The 18186-nt window shown below is 40.0% G+C and carries 14 protein-coding genes and 1 tRNA gene; 13 read left to right on the plus strand and 2 right to left on the minus strand.

Annotation, left to right across the window (positions count from 1 at the left end; all coding sequences use genetic code 11):
• Positions 1-7 precede the first annotated feature (7 nt).
• The 3 genes from PHH40_00055 to PHH40_00065 all read left to right on the plus strand — a co-directional run bounded on the left by PHH40_00055 (position 8) and on the right by PHH40_00065 (position 3816).
• A complete protein-coding gene (locus PHH40_00055; protein MDD2766144.1) occupies positions 8-1036 on the plus strand; it encodes a mannose-1-phosphate guanylyltransferase in 1029 nt (342 codons plus the stop codon).
• A gap of 412 nt (positions 1037-1448) precedes the next feature.
• Positions 1449-1532 (plus strand) — tRNA-Leu (locus tag PHH40_00060).
• 172 nt (positions 1533-1704) lie between these two features.
• A complete protein-coding gene (locus PHH40_00065) occupies positions 1705-3816 on the plus strand; it encodes a ribonuclease J (protein MDD2766145.1) in 2112 nt (703 codons plus the stop codon).
• 76 nt (positions 3817-3892) lie between these two features.
• On the opposite strand, the gene PHH40_00070 is transcribed toward PHH40_00065, so the two are convergent.
• Positions 3893-5476, minus strand: a complete 1584-nt coding sequence (locus tag PHH40_00070) for a class I adenylate-forming enzyme family protein (protein MDD2766146.1) — start codon at positions 5474-5476, stop codon at positions 3893-3895.
• A 131-nt stretch (positions 5477-5607) separates the two neighbouring features.
• On the opposite strand from PHH40_00070, the gene PHH40_00075 reads away from it, so the two are divergent.
• From PHH40_00075 to PHH40_00120, 10 genes are all read left to right on the plus strand, one after another.
• Positions 5608-5985 (plus strand): hypothetical protein, encoded by a 378-nt coding sequence (locus tag PHH40_00075; GenBank protein ID MDD2766147.1) that lies wholly within the window; start codon positions 5608-5610, stop codon positions 5983-5985.
• An 87-nt stretch (positions 5986-6072) separates the two neighbouring features.
• Positions 6073-8142: a beta-ketoacyl synthase N-terminal-like domain-containing protein gene (locus tag PHH40_00080; protein MDD2766148.1), complete on the plus strand. Its 2070-nt coding sequence runs from the start codon at positions 6073-6075 to the stop codon at positions 8140-8142.
• On the plus strand, positions 8132-11575 hold the full coding sequence (locus tag PHH40_00085) for an SDR family NAD(P)-dependent oxidoreductase (protein MDD2766149.1): 3444 nt from the start codon (positions 8132-8134) through the stop codon (positions 11573-11575). The genes PHH40_00080 and PHH40_00085 overlap by 11 nt, the downstream gene beginning before the upstream one ends.
• 38 nt (positions 11576-11613) lie before the next feature.
• On the plus strand, positions 11614-12207 hold the full coding sequence (locus tag PHH40_00090) for a 4'-phosphopantetheinyl transferase superfamily protein (protein MDD2766150.1): 594 nt from the start codon (positions 11614-11616) through the stop codon (positions 12205-12207).
• Entirely contained in the window at positions 12200-13228 is a 1029-nt protein-coding gene (locus tag PHH40_00095) for a hypothetical protein (GenBank protein ID MDD2766151.1), read from the plus strand. The genes PHH40_00090 and PHH40_00095 overlap by 8 nt, the downstream gene beginning before the upstream one ends.
• A gap of 55 nt (positions 13229-13283) precedes the next feature.
• On the plus strand, positions 13284-14336 hold the full coding sequence (locus PHH40_00100) for a hypothetical protein (GenBank protein MDD2766152.1): 1053 nt from the start codon (positions 13284-13286) through the stop codon (positions 14334-14336).
• 46 nt (positions 14337-14382) lie between these two features.
• Complete coding sequence (locus tag PHH40_00105; protein MDD2766153.1) at positions 14383-14682, plus strand: hypothetical protein; 300 nt, start codon at positions 14383-14385, stop codon at positions 14680-14682.
• 29 nt (positions 14683-14711) lie between these two features.
• Positions 14712-15353 carry a hypothetical protein gene (locus PHH40_00110; protein ID MDD2766154.1) on the plus strand — a complete coding sequence of 214 codons (642 nt, stop codon included), beginning with the start codon at positions 14712-14714 and terminating at the stop codon, positions 15351-15353.
• A gap of 112 nt (positions 15354-15465) precedes the next feature.
• Complete coding sequence (gene trpS / locus PHH40_00115; GenBank protein MDD2766155.1) at positions 15466-16452, plus strand: tryptophan--tRNA ligase; 987 nt, start codon at positions 15466-15468, stop codon at positions 16450-16452.
• Between the two features lie 30 nt (positions 16453-16482).
• Positions 16483-16953, plus strand: coding sequence for a hypothetical protein (locus tag PHH40_00120; GenBank protein MDD2766156.1), 471 nt, complete (start codon positions 16483-16485; stop codon positions 16951-16953).
• Positions 16954-17023: 70 nt separating this feature from the next.
• Here PHH40_00120 and PHH40_00125 read toward each other — a convergent pair whose 3' ends face one another.
• Positions 17024-17362, minus strand: coding sequence for a hypothetical protein (locus tag PHH40_00125; protein MDD2766157.1), 339 nt, complete (start codon positions 17360-17362; stop codon positions 17024-17026).
• Positions 17363-18186 lie beyond the last annotated feature (824 nt).

An 18186-nucleotide genomic window follows, 5' to 3' on the forward strand; every position in this document is an offset into this window, starting at 1 on the left:
ATATTCTATGTATAGTGTTATTCTCTGTGGTGGATCTGGGACGCGTCTGTGGCCGATGAGTCGAAAAAATCTCCCGAAACAATTTTTGAAACTCTATGGAGACAAGTCGCTCCTTCAGGAAACGTTTGATCGTATCCATAAACTCCTCCCTGTCGAACACATATTTTTTGTAACCAACAAAGACAACGCTTCATATGTGCTCAGTCAGATACGAAAAAGGGATCGGAAATTTTCAGAAAAAAATATTATCATAGAACCATCTGCTCGCAATACTGCACCAGCGATCGCTCTTGCGATGAAATACTTGACTGAGAAAATGAAAATGAATGTTTCAGAGAATGTCCTCTTCCTCCCATCAGACCATTACATTGGTCAGGAAACCGCTTATATGGATATCGTGCGAAAGATAGCTGATTTGAAAGATGATATCATCGGGACCATCGGTATCGTCCCGACCAAACCAGAAACAGGGTATGGGTATATTCGTCGAGGCAAAGAATCCCGAGGCATCTTTCCTGTTCTCGAATTCAAAGAAAAACCGGATCTAAAAACAGCTAAGAAATATCTCGCATCCGGGAAATATCTCTGGAACTCGGGTATGTATTTTTTCAACGCACGCACGTTCTTCTCAGAACTCTCGCTCTGTGCTCCTGAAATAGCAGGTTTTTTCACGGGGACATATAGAGAGATTTTGAAAAAATACAAAACTATTCCATCTGTCTCTATCGATTATGCATTATCAGAGAAGTCAGAAAAAGTAGGCGTCATCGCAGGGAATTTTGGGTGGAGTGATATTGGATCTTTCGATAGTTTGGCGGATGTCTTGGGACACAATTCTGCGATGCGACATATCGGTATTGATTCCAAGAATGTATTTACCTACAGTACTGAAAATCGGTTGATAACGACGATTGGGGTAGAGGATCTCATCATTGTCGAAACCAAAGGAAGCATTCTCGTATGTAAGAGGGGACGAGCAGAAGATGTAAAAAAAATCGTCGAAAAATTGAAAGAAATCGAGCCTACAGAGCTGTAAAATAGTTCCTCATATTGTTTTGAAGCTAATCACTACCCAAAAGAATTTTTTCAGCATCCTTTCCACACTGACTGAGCAAGAGCTCTCAGATCGAAAAAAGAAGTTGTGATTGTGTAGATTGGGGACTGCTTTTTTCGTAATACTGAGAGCTCTTGTGAGAGGTGGAACGATGATGAAAAATTGGCTTTTGGGCGGTGAATAGAGACTTTCTCTTGTGGAGATTTGCACTTTAAAAGATGGTTTAAGTGCGCTTTATTGACAAGAAGAAAAAGTTGTGCTACAATAGAGAACTGAGAAATTCGAACAAAGTGATCGAATTCTATCTTTCTTTTTGTTGTGTATAGGGGATTTTCCCGTATATGAGACCTTTTTGTCTTTGGAAGAAAAAAGAACAGAAGAAAAAAGAATAGAGGCCCTGGTGGCGGAATTGGTAGACGCACTAGCTTCAGGTGCTAGCGTGAGCAATCACATGGGAGTTCGAGTCTCCCCTAGGGCACAACGTAAAAAGAGAACTTCTCCTCGTGAGAAGAGCATCTTTCGTAATAATTCATTCTTGTTGATGGCTAAAAAATACCTCAACAAGAAATAATCAATCTCAAAGATATTTTCTTTTTGGCATCTTTTTCAAAGGTGGACAAAAACAGGGTATCAGAGAAAAAGTAAACAGTATGCAGACGAATAATTCGTTTCAAAAAAACAGAGACACTGGTATATCAGCTCACACGAGCCATACCAATGGTGTTCTCGGAGGAGGAGAAAAACCTCCTGTCGCAGGTGCGTTCGAGGGTATCGTCGCACATGCCCAGGCGCCACGTGCGACACAGAATAAATCATACGGACATGTCGCGTCCAAGCAGACTTCATTCGTGAAGCCTCTTTCGTTGTCGACACAAAAGTCAGGTACCTCTGTCTCTAAAGGACAGTCAGCCTCAAATAAGTCGAGCCTAGGCGGTCCAGCTTCGAATAAACCAAGTCTGAACAGGCAACCGATGAAAAAATCTGGAGTGCCAGGGAAAAAGAGTGGTCAGAAAAACAATCGTCGTTTTCCGATGCCAATGAAGAGTCGACTCGAATCGACGCACAACGGTGTCTCGGTTCCTGTACTCGGTGAAAAACGTCTCCGTATCATCCCTCTTGGTGGTCAGGAAGAAGTTGGTCGCAATATGACTGTGTTCGAATACGGCAACGATATTGTGATTGTTGATATGGGACTTCAGTTTCCAGAAGAAGATATGCCAGGTATTGACTATATCATTCCGAATGCCAATTATCTGAAGGGGAAAGAAAAAAATATCCGTGGTGTCGTATTTACCCATGGTCACCTCGATCATATTGGTGCTGCGCCACTCCTCTTGAAACAACTTGGATATCCGCCAGTCGTGTCTCGTGACTTGACTTTGGCGCTTATCAAACACAAGGTTGACGATCAAGAAAAAGGTGCTGCGAGCCGTCTCAAGATGGTACGTATCAAAACCGTTGAAGACCGTATCAAACTCGGCGCATTCGAAGCACGTTTCTTCGATGTCGAGCATTCTATTATGGACGCTATCGGAATTGTACTTCTGACACCAGTCGGATCAGTTATTCATATGGGTGACTGGACAATTGCCAATGATCCTCTCGAAGAAAAAGAAATTTCCTACAAACATCTCGCCAATCTGCCACGACCGACGATACTCATGCTTGAAAGTTTGGGAGCACTGAAGAAAGGACTTCCACCGTCAGAACAGGAAGTGCATCAGAATTTGAAGAACCTCATTCGTACGGTTCCTGGACGTTTGATTATTGGTACGTTTGCTTCACAGATTCGTCGTATCAGCTACCTCATCGAATATGCAGAACAGTTGGGGAAGAAAGTGGCACTTGAGGGGTACAGTATGAAAATGAACATCGAAGTCGCCAAGGAACTCGGGTATATCAAAGTGAGAAAAGATACACTCATCACCGTCAATGATATTCATAAATACGCCGATAACCAAGTTGTCGTCATTTGTACAGGTGCGCAAGGTGAGCTCAATGCGGCTCTCTCTCGTATCGTCACTGACAATCATCGATTCATCAAACTCCAGAAGAATGACACAATCGTGTTTTCCTCCTCAGTTATTCCAGGCAACGAACGAACGATCCAACGTCTGAAAGACAACCTCTATCGCAAGTGTGATAACATCATCCACAGTGATATTATGGAAATTCACATCGGTGGTCACTCGACTGCACAGGGGATGGAGGAGATGCTCCGTCAGGTACAGCCGACGTATTTCTTGCCGGTGTATGCCAATCATTATTTCTTGAAAGAAGCTGCCAAGATCGCCTTCCGAATGGGCTTTCCAGAGAAAAATGTTTTTGTGCTCGACAACGGTGGAGTATTCGAAGTCGGTGAGAACAATTTTTCAGCTGTTTTGAAAGAAAAAGCAGATACGAGTTACGTCTTCATCGACGGTCTCGGTGTTGGAGATATCGGACATGTTGTGCTTCGCGATCGCCAGGTGCTTGCTCAGGATGGTATGGTAGTGATTACTGCTATTATCGATTCCAAGACCAAAACTGCTGTCGGAAATATCCAGATCACTTCACGCGGATTCATCCATGTGAAAGAAAACTTTGATCTCGTCAATGAGACGAAACGCAAAGTAGAAAAAATCATTCGAGAAAATACTTCGAAAGACGTGTCTCTTGATGCTGATCTCATCCGAAATCAAATCCGTGATATTATCGGTCAGTTCCTCTTTACCAAGACGGAACGTCGCCCGATGGTCCTCCCAGTGGTCATCGAAGTCTAATAGAGACAATAGGTATCAAAAAAAACTCTCCTGCCATCTGGTTGGAGAGTTTTTTTGTTTTTTCAGGCTTTCTGCTCTACTGTATATATTCAAACTTCTCTCGAGAAAATTGTTTTTTGAGAATCATTCTTTGTACTTTGCCTGTCGATGTCCTCGGTAATTTTTCAGGAGAGAGCGAGAGAAGGTATTTTGGTGCCTCGTATGCTCCGATGAGGGGTGTATGAGAGAGAATGTTTTTTTTGAGCTTCTTGAATGCCTGATCGGTATCGACATGTTTTTTCCAACAAATGATGGCAGCTACTTCTTCCCCGTATCGATCATCGACGACACCTATGACATAGACCTGATCGATATCTACCGATACCTTCTTTAGTCTATTTTCTACAGCAGTAGGAGAGATGTTCACGCCTCCCTTGATGATGATTTCTTTTTTCCTTCCTTTCAAAAAGAAGAACTTTTTTTTATCGATAATTTTGAAATATCCGATATCGCCCGTCAAGAAATATCCGTTTTGAAAAGCAGGTTCCTTACCTACGTATCCTCGCATAACAGCATCACCTCTTACGATCAATTCTCCCTCTTCATTTTCACCGAGATGTTCTCCTGTATTGCTAGCAATCTGGACATCTGCCCACGGCATCGATATACCGATAGAGTTTTCTTCCACAATCTTTTTGTGGAGAGCGGAAGAGAGTGAGAGAGGGACGCCAGTCACCCGTAGCGCTGTTTCTGTCTGTCCATAACCTTGGTAAAGGGGAATATGGTATGTATCTTCGAATTCGAGGGCACTGTGCGCTATGACTGGGGCGGAACCGATCTGAATTCTATTGAGCAGGATATCGTTTTTTACGTGCATAAACTCTGATTCACGTACCAATTGATCATATACGATTGATTGAACGATTGATGTGATGGTGGATTGTGTTTTACTTACTTGATTCCAGAAGTTTGAGCTGGAATATGTCGGAGGAATAGCAATAGATCCTCCAGAAAGGAGTATAGAGAGACAAAATGTTGTCGAATTGATGTGATGAAGAGGAAGATTGACGAGGAAGCGATCAGTATCTCTGATATCGAACCATCGCCGAATACCATCAGCATTGACAATCAAATTTTGTAGAGAAAGTTGCGCTCCCTTAGGATGTCCAGTCGTTCCAGAAGTAAAGAGAATGAGAGCAATGTGATCTGGATTCTTCTGTAATATTGGCAGTTCTTTCTCTGACCGATAAAGAAATCCAGAAAAGATTTCGATACGCACTCCTTCAATCGATGCCTGATCGATTGATTTTTGTATTTTTTCTTGAACGATGAGATATTTTGATTGAGTGATGCGTATTTTGTAGGCATAGAGTTCGCCAATGTCATTTTTCGTATCGAGAGGAATGGTGATGATACCCATACTCCATGCCGACCAACTGAGTATGAGGAGATCGATCGAATTGGTAAAAGCGAGAGCAATACAATCTTTTTCTTTGAGACCAAGGGTCTGTAGATAATGGAGAGCACGCTCCATTTTTTCGAGCAGTGCTTCATACGAGAGAGTTTCGAGAAGAGACCCGTCTGATGAACAGGACATGAGGGCAATGTTGCGCGGTGATTTTTTAGCTACTTCAGAAACGAAAAGGTAGATATTGCTGATTGGATGGAGAGGAATGTTCATACTGAAGAAAAAAGATAGATGTGTATGAGAACAATGACATATTAAGCCTAGTATATCACAAAAAACGATCAAAGTATTTGGTGATATTTCAGTACTTTGCTATACTGAAATCGTATAATTTATGAAAAAGTATGAAACAAAAAATTCTTCTTGAGATTTCGACAGCGTATTTTGTTGTTCTCGCTCTTTCAGTTTCTTTTGTTCCTGAAATTTTTGGATTAGATGTCTCTGGGGATATGCTCAAAAGATCTCTTATAGCAATTCTCTTTTTTGTAGCAGGAATTGCAACATTTTTTGTTTCAAGACGAAATGAATCATCTTCTTCAATTCACTTACTCATCTCTTTTTTTATCTTTCTTTTTACTTCTCTTTCTCTTTTTGGTCTTATAGGTATAGTGTCTGGTTATAACATTGCTCACCCGTTACTCTTTTCTGTGGACGGACTTTTTCTTGTTATTCATACATCTTTTGCTACAGCTTTTTTCTTTGTTCGTAAGCAATTGCAATAATAATATTTTTCTTCTTTTTTGATACAATGACTTGATACTCGTGTATTTATGGTACAAGACATGGTGATATAATCAGAATGATCCGATATGAAAGAGAGACCGATGTACCAACCAAATGACATCTGTATTGTGGGGAGAGGTTGTGTCTTGCCAGAAGCATCTCGTCCAGAGGAATTCTGGACAAATATCATCTCAGGTACGTGTTCTATCAGGCAGATGCCAGAGGAAAGGTTTGATAAGCGTCTTTATTTCAGTCGAGAGAGATTGGCAAAAGATAAGTCGTATTCTTCGTACGCTGGTTTCGTCGATGATGAGGACCTGAAGAAAATCAGTAAACGTCTTGGTCTCGTATTCTCTCGGAATAGGAGATTGGAGATTATGTCTCTTGAGGCCACAAGACAGGCATTCGCTTGTCTGAAGCAGAAAAGAAAAAAAATATTAGAGAATACAACTCTCTTTATTGGCTGTATGGAAGCGAGCGATGGATTTTCGCTTGAGAATTTCTTTGCATTCAATAAAAAATTCTTGAAGCAGTATATACAAAAAAGTAATATAAAAAGCAAGAAAAAAGCCTTTGATGCGATAGAGCAATATTTCAATCATGAAGTGGATGATGCTTTACAAATCGATGCTGTATTAACGACATCTGTTATTGATGTCTTGAAGAAAAAATTTCATTTGAAAGGGGAGGGGGTGCTTGTTGATGCGGCTTGTGCTTCATCTCTGGCAGCAATCGAGAGTGCTGTGGACGCTCTGAAGAATTATGAGACGGATATGGCCGTAACTGGAGGTATAGAAAGTAATTTACGACCCGATTCATTTGTTTTATTCAGTAAAGTCGGAGCTCTCTCTGAAAAAAGATGTCTTCCTTTTGATGAACAAACTGACGGATTGTCTCAGGGTGAAGGCGCAGTCATTTTTGTTCTTCAAAGGATGGAAGATGCTTTGCGAGATGGGAATACCATTTATGGCATCATACGATCAGTAGGAAGTGCGAGCGATGGGAATAGTTCGAGCCTCTTTTCCCCGTCTATAGAAGGGCAACTCTTGTCGTATGATCGAGCCTATCAAAGTATAGACCCACAGAGTATTGATTATATAGAGTGTCATGGTACGGGTACGAAACTTGGAGATAAGACAGAAATCAATTCCCTAAACGCTTTTTTCAAAAAGAAAATACCTATTGGATCAGTGAAATCTCTTGTCGGTCATACCAAAGGATCTGCTGGAGCTGTTGGTCTTCTCAAATGTTTATTATTGATGGAACAAAAGATTATTCCACCTACTCGATACATTACATCATCGATGGCTCCTCAGAATGGAAATGTGTATGTAAACAAAAGACCTCTTTCTTTACGTAAAAAATCTAAACATAAGGCCTTGCGTTGTGGAGTGTCTGCTTTTGGATTTGGTAATATCAACTATCATGTTGTTGTTGAAGAATGGAAAAAGGAAGGAAAAATAAAGTCTCAATTGATGTTGCAGGAACCAGAAACAATAGTGGTTATAGGGGAGGGAATTGCCGTATACAAAGATATCGATTCGGATGTATTGGTCAGACAATTCAATATTCCTCCAAAGAGTATTGCCTCTATAGATAAAATTCAATTACTCGCGCTTTCTGCTGTACAGGATGCTTTCGAAAAATCTCATATAGCTATTGATTCACTCAAGAAAGAATCGGTTTCTGTTCTCTCTGCTTCTATCATCGGTTTGGAGTCTGCTCTTCATTTCTCTTACCGTATTATAACGGCTGAGTTTGAGAAAGTATTCGATCCATCCGATGAAAATATGAAAAAGATGTTTGCAAAGTATAAAGACAGATTCCCTGAAGTCACTGAGGATACTGGTCCAGGTATTTTAAACAACGTGATCGCAGGAAGAATATGTAACACTTTCGATTTCAAGGGAAAAAATTTCAATGTTGATGCTGATTTCAATTCTTTTGCATCAGCACTCAAGCTTGCCAAGAGGGAACTTCAGAAAAATGATGGAATAGTAATACTTGTTTTTTGTCGAGAGAAACTTGATACGGAGAGAAAATATATACTAAGAAAAGACGAGGTGTCATGTCTTTTATTGACGACGCTTCGTCGGGCAAAAGAAGAAAGCTATCCGATCCAAAAATTGATACAATCAATCCGATATGATGAATAAAAGTCAGGGGTATTATTACGGTACATATACTGTTTCGATGAAGCCATACTCCGGAGTGGATTTTTCGAGACGATGTTTTATTTTTGCTGGTCAAGGATCTACTTTTCCAGGTATGTTTCGTGATGAATATCTCAAATCAATCCTTATCCGTGAGAAGTTCGCGCTTGCAGATAGATTGATGAGACGATTTCATTTACCCAAGATTTCGGACTATATTATGCATCCCGAGAATTTACAGGAAAAGACATTACCAGTAGTATCCAATATTGCTTTGTTTACATTAGAAATGGCTCTTTTTGATATGTTACGAGCATCTCAAATCATTCCAGAAAAAGTAACGGGGCATAGTTTTGGCGAATACTCAGCCCTCGTGGCTTCGGGTGTCGTATCTTTTGAGGAGATGCTTATGATTATTTATCACCGAGATATCTTTTGTCCGAAAGCGCATACGGCAGGCTTCTTGATAGCAGTGAATGCAGATGTACGATACATCAAGGCTGTTTTGAAACATCAAAAATATTTCATTAGCAATATCAATAGTCCGAATCAGACGGTTATTGCCGTCGTTCCTGAATGCGTCGATGAAATTGTGGATATTTTTCGAGAAAATGAAACGAAATGCAAAGTTCTGTACGGCGTACCACAGCCATATCATTCCCCGTATCTTCTGAGTTCACAGAAGAAAATTGAGGCATTTCTTCGGAAGAAGCAATTTACTTTTCGAAAACCGACTATACCATTTTTTTCTTCGGTATTGAAAAAGGAAATCAATCAGCAAAATTTTCGAAAAAGTGATATTGAGAAGATTCTCTGCACCCAGATTACAACTCAAGTGAACTTTATCTATCAGGTACGATCAATGTATAATTTAGGATGTTTTTCTTTTTTGGAAATCGGTCCGAAAAAAATATTCTCTGTCTTTGTCGAAGATATTTTGGCAGAGAAAAAACAGTCAGTAAAAACAGAATGTATACAATCTTTTTTTCAAAAAGAACAGAAAGCGAATACGGCAGGAAAAAATGTGAAAAATGCAAAATTATTCACAATTATATGTAAAACTATTAGAGAGATAACGGGATATGAGATAAAAAGTATTCATCCCAATGGAAGATTCCAGGAAGATTTTGGGATAGATTCTATCAAGAGAACGGACATTCTTCTGACTATTTTTCGGAGATTAAAAATATCTCTCGGTGATGATTTTAATACGTCTCATTTCAAGAGTATTGATGATGTTATCTTATACATTGAAACAATACAAAAAAAATCTTTGTCATCGATACAAGATACCGAGACAAAGAAGGTGCATAAAAAAAGAAAAACAGAATTCCAAAGATATGCTTTTCTTCCAGTAACAGAAGAGCTTTCTATTGCTTCTTCTCAATGTTCGAGAGACGATCGAGCTAACCTGTTTGTTTTAGACATCGAGAATATTTTTGAATCTGATAGTGTTGTTTTGAAACGATGGTTTTCTTTCGTAAGGAGGGTAGTTGATAAAAATCAGACATTTACTCTCGTGATACGAGCACAAGATATACAGTGGGAGTATAAAAAAATGTTGTCCCTCTTTCAATTCTTCCGAGGTTTTTTACAGCCAATCAAACAGAGTACATTTTGTTGTTTGTGCCTTTCATTTGGATCGGAACAGAGTATTGCCGTTTCCAGTCTTGCATCTTTCCTGAAATCTCTCAAAAGAGAATTTTCAGGAATGTTCTTTCGATATGTTCATAGTGATGCAGTGAAAGATTTTAAGGAGTTTCTTCCCGAGAAAGAGGGAATGAATGGAGATGACATTGTATATACACGAGGGAAGAGATATCGCATGCAACCAGTTTTGATACAAAATAATCCAATTATCCCTTTCAAAAAAGATGCTGTCATAATAGTGATCGGAGGAGCGAGCGGAATTACTTTTTCTCTCATAAAGCATATCGCAAAAGAGGAAAAGCCGATTTTCTACGTGATCGGTCGTAGGAATGAACAAGAAAAGATCATACGCGAACATATACGTATACTCAAAAAATATACGCCACATGTTTTTTATGTTTCATTGGACGCTCGTGACAAAGTTGCTCTGGAGAAGGTGTGGAAACGTGTTATGCGAGAACAGAAACGAATTGATTATGTAATCAATGGTGCAGGTACAGTCGATATTGATTTTTTTGACCAGAAAACAGAGCTTTCAATAGAGTCCGAATTTTGTAATAAAGTGGTACCGACATTGAATGTTTTGCAATTGGCTCTGAAATATCATCCAAAAAGAGTTATCAATTTTGCATCAATCATCTCGCGGTATGGGAGTGCTGGTCAAAGTATCTATACCGCAGCCAATGCATGGGTGAGTGAGATGACTCAGAAATACGGTAAAGAATTAGAGAAATATGGTTCGGTGGCAACGGCTATTCATTGGCCAGCTTGGGAGAATACGGGTATGACAGCAGAAAAAAGCGTTTCTCAGAAATTGGATGAATACGAAGTGTCATTGCTTGATCCAGATGATGCGAATCGATTGTTTGCCCTTGATCTCTCATTGCAGAAGAGTGGACCAGTCTATTATTTGGATGCATCGGATGATAGCGCCTTATCCTTTCCTTCTAATAATTTCATAAAATACGCACCGATTCTTGGCTCACCCTCTGACTTGTCTTCACTGACTTTTTCTCAGAATATTTTCAGGAAAAGTTTTCATACGACGAGCGATAAGTGGCTCAGAGATCATAAAATACAGGGAGCAATGTATGTTCCTTTGGCAATTGGCATAGGAATGTTTCTGTGTTTGGGAAAAATGTATTGGAAGAAAGTTCCTCTATTGAAAAATATTTCTGCACAGAATCCTCTTATAGTAAGAAAGGCTGTGGTGGAATGTACACTCGAACGGAAGAATGTTGATAATAAGAATACTCTTTCTTTGAAATCAGATGTATCTTATTTTTCCGCCGAAGAAATCAAGGAGGAAAAAGAAGAACAAAAGTTATTTTGTATAATCAAAAAAAATGGTACAAAAATATCAAAAAAGGATATTTACGATTTCTTTGAAAAAGAAACAAGAATATCATTTGGACCCACCTTTCAGACATTGCAGGCAGTGTGGAAAAATGAAGACGGTTCTTCTTGTGCTGTCATTGATACTGCCAAGCTTCTTCCGATATTTGGAATAGAAACTTTCGACAGACTGATTCAGTGGATCGATGCTTCTTTTCAGATGCTCGGGCTACAATCTGCGGATCAACAAAGAACTTTTGTGCTTCCGATTAGTATTGATTGGATGAAATATTATGAAGAGATCGAAAAAACACGCTTTGTATACCCGGTACTTTTGTCTTTTACTCCTACCGAAACAGGTGTGCGTGGTGATGTCTCTGTCGTAAACGAAAAAGGAGAAGTTATCCTTGAAATGAAGGGCATTTTTCTTCGCAAAGGAAGTTTTTCTTGAAAAAAGATATGAGAAACCTCTTTTCATCACGAGGAAATATGAATCTACTGCGTTGTCTCGCTCAGCCAACGAGAATATTTCGTCATCAGGGATGGGATATAGAGAAGCAACGTTCGATAGCTGATTTTTTGGTATACATTCTTTCGGGAGAAGAACTCAAGCATTCGGAGACCGGAAGACCGATAATCAACGACTTCACCGATGTGTCGATTTCACATAAACCGCACTATATCGTTGTCGCTACGATCCAGTCTCCGTATAAGATTGGAATTGATATTGAATACCTCTTGACGGATATACAAACAGTGTTCTTTATCGGTCCAGTAATCAAAAAGAACGAACAGTTTGTACTGGATTGTTTCTGCAGAGAAAATAACCTTTCCTATTCTTCTGGAGTAATCGCTTTTTGGTCTCTCAAAGAATCTTTCTTCAAATGTCTTGATGTTGATATGAAACCTGCTCAGATTTTTGTATCGCGGATTTATAATGAGAAAGTATTTTTTTCTTTTTCAAACTCTATCAAAGAATGTATGAAGGAAAGAAAAATACAGTTTGAATATGCTACAATAGAAATTCGAGGGGAATATGTCCTGACACAGACGATTATGTGTGAGATGAAAAAATATGAATAAAAATATGCCGTCACAATATCGTTGGCAAACACTCGATATTATCAAAACTATCGGATGTCTTGGAGCTATTTTTAGCCATATATTGATATGGCAATTTGGCACCACTCATCGTGGTGTAGGTATAGATCTGTATGATATGAATGCTGTTTCTTGGCCGATACTTACTTTTTGTTTCGTGATAGTGCACATTCTCTTTCTTTCAGCAGGAGCGTCTTTTTATTTTTATATTGAGAAATATCACCCTTCAATGCGTCAAGTTGGTACTCGATTGATACCTATTATCCTTCTGGGATTTCTTTTTGGTCTCAATTATCACCCGTTTATTCTGTATTGGAATGTTTTTTTCTTTTATACTCTTTCTATCCTCACTCTTTTTTTCTTACAGCGTTTTTTCGGATATACGATTATTTTTCTTGTCACTTCACTGACGCTTTTTCTCACACCATTGCTCCGCATGTTTTTCGATGATGGATTTTTGGAAAATTATTTTATCACCTTTTTCTTTACTGATGCACAGAATACTATCAATTTCTATCCATTTTTCCCGTTCTTTTCTCTGATCGGATTTGGATTTCTCACGAGTCATATCTATTACACGTATCAGAAAAAGAAGTTATTCATACGAAGCCTCGCCTCCGGGACGTTGGCATTATTCTTCCTCACCCTAATCCTAGAACGAGTGGATGTCTCTGATATCTTTGGCGTAACAGCCCATCTCCCTATACGTTTTCTTCTCCTAACCATTGCTTTTTTTGTTGTAATTCTCTCTCTCATCGAGCTGATTGCTCATGGCAGAATGATAACGAAAAAATACCACCCATTGGTGATTATCGGACGACATATTCTCCCCGTGTATGTCTTGACCCTTTTGAGCTCACTAGTTTTCTTGAATTTTTTCCAACGACTGAGTTTTTATAACAAAGAGAGTATAGGAGTTTTTCTTTTTTCTCTTTTCATAACATTTGATATTGCGTATGCGATAGCGGTGATACTCACATATCGGAACAGGCAGAATGCCTAGTGCACATTTTCTTTGTTTGGTATATACTATACATGTATTCGTAACAGCAATCTTTATGAAAAAAAGTTTCTTTGCCATTTTCTTTGTATTGGTTTTTGCAGTAAGCATAGGTATGCCTCAGCCAGTGCATGCTGGTGGTGTCGTCGATGCAATCGTGGATGCGGTGACGAATGTTGTTGCGATAGCCGCTGGTGTCGTACAGGGCTCATTGTCACTTATTAGTGGGGGGAGTTTCTCTGATGGATATGCTCAGGGATTCTGCAGTGTATCGAGTAATGGGAATGGGATATTCAGTCCTGGAGGGTGTCAGAATGCGGGAGGGCAAATTGTTTCGTCTACAGGAGTTCCATGTGTAGCGAATTACAATGTTGCATGTATTGCCACTAATGCTTGTGGAACAACTAATAGCGGTACATATGATTGTGTAGGTACGTGTACTGCTGTCGCCCCACCAATGCCCCCTAATCAAGGAGCTTCTTGTGATTCTGCTCAAAATAATTGTGGATCGAAAAATGTAGGCACTATGAACTGTGGAGTATGTTCTGCTGTTGCTCCTGCTGATGCGTGGTTTTATCCTGGAGTTGCTTGTCTCTCCGCTCCGAACCAATGTGGTATGCAAAATGCCAATGGAACGTATAATTGCTTGGGACAATGTGCTGGGTCAACCTCTCCTTCACCAGCTCTCTGCTCCTCATACAATACCAATAAACCAACAGTATCACTGACAGCAAATCCGCTCGTACGTACATCGGCAGGATCGACCACTCTCACATGGACCGTAGGCAATGCAACGAGTTGTCGTCATTCAAGTAGTGATACCTCTATCTGGTCTGATGCACCAATAACCCCCGCTAACGATTCAGCTAACGTCTCTGTTACAGCTCCTACTACCTCTTTCACCATCTCCTGTTCGAATGCCTCAGGAGTAACCAACAGAACGGTATATGTCAAAGTTCAGAATGATTGTTCTCCTCTCGATTGTGGAGGCACAGCAAAATCTGATCAAGTGTGTGTAGGGAAACGATACAATGACATAAAAGGTTGTGGCGTGAATAACTGTACCGGTACCCGTTATTGTGACTTCAATTGGAAAGAGACGGCGTTGTAAGAAATAAACAAGAGACATGTCAGAAAAGATAGTACAAATAATGATAATGATTTTATTGTTAAGTATCACGCTCTTTGTCATGACACTTGTTTTTGTTGTTCTAATGAGACCGACGACAATGATTGAAACAGTCTCTCCTTTGCCTGTTTCTGATCTGCCTATGATACAGATTTCTCCAGAAATCGATCAGCAGACGTCTCCGAATCCAGCATTGTATTCTGATGATGCAGATTTACGAATCATTGACGAGCAGGTGCGACGAGGAGTATTGACACCTGAAGAGGCGAAACAACGATTACAGGAAATTGTCAAGCAAAAAAGTAATACCGTTTCCACAACGCCATAGAGGTAAAAGATTTTCTGACTGAGCATCCAATGATATACAAGATACTTATTGCCGTTCTCGTGATACTTCTGCTTGTTGGGGGATTTTTTTCGTATCAGCGTTTTTCACAGAGAGATGTTCCGACGGAGACTCTGGCTCCAGTAGTGATCGAGAAAACTCCTTCTATAAAGAAGGTAGTCCCACCAAAAAAAGATCCAGAAGACACGCTCGCACTCTTTGGAGTTGCCAATTATGAAAGTGAAAATTTCCGTGTCGGAGATATCGCTATCGGAGGGGAATCAGAGTTCCTCCTTTCTGAAGATACTCCTGATCCGCTCACGATTACTGAGATTCGTGGTGAGGCATTTACGGAGAAGAATAAACCAGAAGTGAAACTCGTCATCACATGGAAAACAAACAAGCTTGCCAAATCAAATATTGCTTATTCGAAGGGTGTTGGTCAACCCAAGAAAACAGTCAATGAGGTAGACTATACGACCAATCATAGTCTGATTCTTCCTGGTCTTGATCAATCTTCGACATACCTCTACACTATCGTCTCTGATGATCGATTTGGCAATACAGCAACAAGCGATCAGCATGCTATCTATACGGGATCAAAGTCCGTCTCTCTCTTTGATTTGATAGCTGGAGCGGTAGGTGACGTCTTTGGTTGGGCTGCTCCCAAATAGTGGAGTATTATACCAGAATAAAGCCTCTATTTGACTTTATGGTATACTAGAGGAGTGATGTTTGAAGGAATATTTTTATAAGGAAGCATAATTTGAATTTCTCGTACTCTGTATGAAACAAAGAATATTTTCAGGAATACAGCCATCAGGAAACCTGCATCTTGGGAATTATCTCGGTGCTATCGCGCAGTGGCTCACGCTTCAGGATGAATATGATACGCTTTTTTGTATTGTCGATCTTCATGCTATCACCGTCCCGCAAGACCCTGAAGCGCTCCGCAAAAAAACGCTCGAGATTGCCAAAATTTATCTCGCTTCTGGTATCGATCCGAGTAAATCAACGCTTTTCGTCCAATCACATGTGAAAGAACATACCGAGCTTGGCTGGATACTTAATACTATTGCACGTTTTGGTGATTTGGAAAAAATGACACAGTTTAAGGACAAGTCAGTCAAAAGCGACAAAGAAACTGTTGGTATTGGATTGTTTGATTACCCAGTGTTGATGGCTTCTGATATTTTGCTCTATGATACCCATGTTGTACCGGTAGGCAAGGATCAGATGCAACACGTTGAACTTACCCGTACACTTGCCAAGCGTTTCAATGAAAGATTTGGTGAAACGTTTGTAGTGCCCGAAGGCAGAGTATCGAAAGAAGGTCAGCTCATTATGGCGCTTGATGATGAGACGAAGAAGATGTCCAAATCTGCTGTCAGTGAGTATAATTTCATTGCCCTTACCGATGATGCAGATACGGTGAGGCGGAAAATCCGCAAGGCTGTCACTGATGGTGAATCAGAGGTTGTTTATTCCGATGAGAAACCAGCACTGAAGAATCTCATCAATATCTATACTCTTCTTTCGCAGAAAACTTCAGAGGAAATAGAAATATTGTACAGAGGAAAGGGATATGGTGATTTCAAAACTGATCTCGCAGAAGTAATAGTAAATTTCCTCACACCATTTCAAGAACGTCTCGCCCATATTTCTGATGAAGAAGTCTTGAGTATTCTTCACGCTGGTGCAGAGAAGGCGCGAGGGCTTGCACAGAAAAAAATGCAATCTGTTCGCAAGAACATTGGTTTTTTGGTAGAATAAAAGGAAGGTATAATTATTATTGATACAGTTATGTTCGAATCCATGCCAGAGCCAAAGAAAGAAGCAGTAGTGATAAAGCCCTTTCGTGAGAAGACGCCTGTATGGAAAAGTATTGTCGAAGAAGGTGTGGAATCCGTACTTATCGATGACATTATCGATCGAGTCACCGCCTCCCCAAATGAGTTGTATAGTTTCAGTCTCGAATCGAAATTTCGCGAGAAACTGGTCTTACTCGCGACAGAGGCTATCAATGAATTGTTGCAGAATGATCAGAAGAATTTTGCTGATCCAATCGACCGACAGACGAGCGGATGGGATCGTGAGATAGCGCACAGCAGCGAAGATCCCGATAAAGAGATCGCAAATCGAGGAAATGTTCTGATGAAGAGTCTTGTGACACTCTCTGGCGGGAAGGCGAATTTTGTTGAGAAAGTGGTTGCTTTGATGCAAGAAAAAGAGAGACAAAAAAAATCTCTTGATCATCAAAAGAATATGCAGTAAGAAAAAAAGAAGACGTATCCGAGGTTCCGGTACGTCTTTTTGATTGCGAGTTTCCGCTTGTTTATGGACACTAGAGACGACAGCTCCAGTGAATCTCCAGCATAATGAAGAAGAGAAGGCTTCGTCGCGGTTCAGGTGTATTTGCGAGAAAGACCTGTAGCGACGCGAGTGTCTCTTGGGACCATGAAGGGAGAACATCGAGCGACCTCGTTTTATGAGATTTATCGTTCGAGAAGTGAGCAATTTTTTCTAAAAGAGAATATATTTCTTCTTCTGGCCAAAGTATCTCATACCCTGGATCTGGTACGTAATTCTCGAGAAGACATCGATCAGCATGACTGATAATCTCATCTTGTTCGAGAATTTGGAGCAAGGCACTTATTTGCGCCAGAGCGTTTACTGTTCCCATCTTCTTTCTCCAGTTGTTAAGGAAAGATAATCATCACACAAGAATGTAGAAAAGTCAAGAAAAAAGACAGGACTATGAGTAGTGGTCCTGTCTCATTCTATTCCACGTTGGGAGGGGATTAGGCATTGCAATAAATGAGTCTCCTGGTGCTTCTTTGAACAGGAGGATCTATTTCTTTCTTCGCTTCGATAGGAAATGCTTTCAGAGGAAAACATTGTGAAGAATCGCAACACGTCGACTTTATTTCGAGCAGTTTTGCTCTTGTCTTTGGTATATTGCAGGAACGCAACTCATCTCTGTATGATTCTCCCATGAGAGGGCAGATCACCTTTGGCACTAAAAAGAACAATGTGGTATTCATAGGGATCCTTTCTCTATCAGTTGAGGCTTGTTGTTAAGGAACGATTTTTGAATATGAAAAAACCACCCTAGAAGGTGGTTTTGAAAAAAATATGAATCCAAGAGAGGGGAGTGAATATTCTCTTTTGGAGTATTTCTTTTTTCATATGTTGATAGTAGTATACTCCCACACCAACCTTTTCGCAAGTATAAAAATTTGTATGTCAAAAGTTTGTTTGTTCTCGGTAGTTGAAGGTTGGTGTGGGAGTATACTCCTAAAAAACAAATTGGCAATATTCTGTCAAGAGGAGTCTTTTGAAGAAGAGTCGTTGTGACCTATTAAAAGCCAATTTTTCATCATCGTTCCACCTCTCACAAGAGCTCTCAGTAAAACGAAAAAAGAAGCCTCCAATCAACACACTCTTAGCTTCTTTTTTCGATCTGAGAGCTCTTGCTCAGTCAGAGTGGAAAGGATGCTGAGAAAA

The sequence above is a fragment of the Candidatus Moraniibacteriota bacterium genome (assembly GCA_028688415.1).
In the GTDB taxonomy this organism is placed as follows: domain Bacteria; phylum Patescibacteriota; class Minisyncoccia; order Moranbacterales; family UBA1568; genus UBA1568.

Excerpts from the sequence above, each read along its gene's own strand:
- PHH40_00075 (MDD2766147.1), top strand. The coding sequence starts at position 5,608 with ATGAAACAAAAAATTCTTCTTGAGATTTCGACAGCGTATTTTGTTGTT.
- PHH40_00105 (MDD2766153.1), top strand. The coding sequence starts at position 14,383 with ATGATTTTATTGTTAAGTATCACGCTCTTTGTCATGACACTTGTTTTT.
- PHH40_00100 (MDD2766152.1), top strand. The coding sequence starts at position 13,284 with ATGAAAAAAAGTTTCTTTGCCATTTTCTTTGTATTGGTTTTTGCAGTA.
- PHH40_00110 (MDD2766154.1), top strand. The coding sequence starts at position 14,712 with ATGATATACAAGATACTTATTGCCGTTCTCGTGATACTTCTGCTTGTT.
- trpS (MDD2766155.1), top strand. The coding sequence starts at position 15,466 with ATGAAACAAAGAATATTTTCAGGAATACAGCCATCAGGAAACCTGCAT.
- PHH40_00125 (MDD2766157.1), bottom strand. The coding sequence starts at position 17,362 with ATGGGAACAGTAAACGCTCTGGCGCAAATAAGTGCCTTGCTCCAAATT.
- PHH40_00090 (MDD2766150.1), top strand. The coding sequence starts at position 11,614 with ATGAATCTACTGCGTTGTCTCGCTCAGCCAACGAGAATATTTCGTCAT.
- PHH40_00070 (MDD2766146.1), bottom strand. The coding sequence starts at position 5,476 with ATGAACATTCCTCTCCATCCAATCAGCAATATCTACCTTTTCGTTTCT.
- PHH40_00055 (MDD2766144.1), top strand. The coding sequence starts at position 8 with ATGTATAGTGTTATTCTCTGTGGTGGATCTGGGACGCGTCTGTGGCCG.
- PHH40_00085 (MDD2766149.1), top strand. The coding sequence starts at position 8,132 with ATGATGAATAAAAGTCAGGGGTATTATTACGGTACATATACTGTTTCG.
- PHH40_00120 (MDD2766156.1), top strand. The coding sequence starts at position 16,483 with ATGTTCGAATCCATGCCAGAGCCAAAGAAAGAAGCAGTAGTGATAAAG.
- PHH40_00095 (MDD2766151.1), top strand. The coding sequence starts at position 12,200 with ATGAATAAAAATATGCCGTCACAATATCGTTGGCAAACACTCGATATT.
- PHH40_00065 (MDD2766145.1), top strand. The coding sequence starts at position 1,705 with ATGCAGACGAATAATTCGTTTCAAAAAAACAGAGACACTGGTATATCA.
- PHH40_00080 (MDD2766148.1), top strand. The coding sequence starts at position 6,073 with ATGAAAGAGAGACCGATGTACCAACCAAATGACATCTGTATTGTGGGG.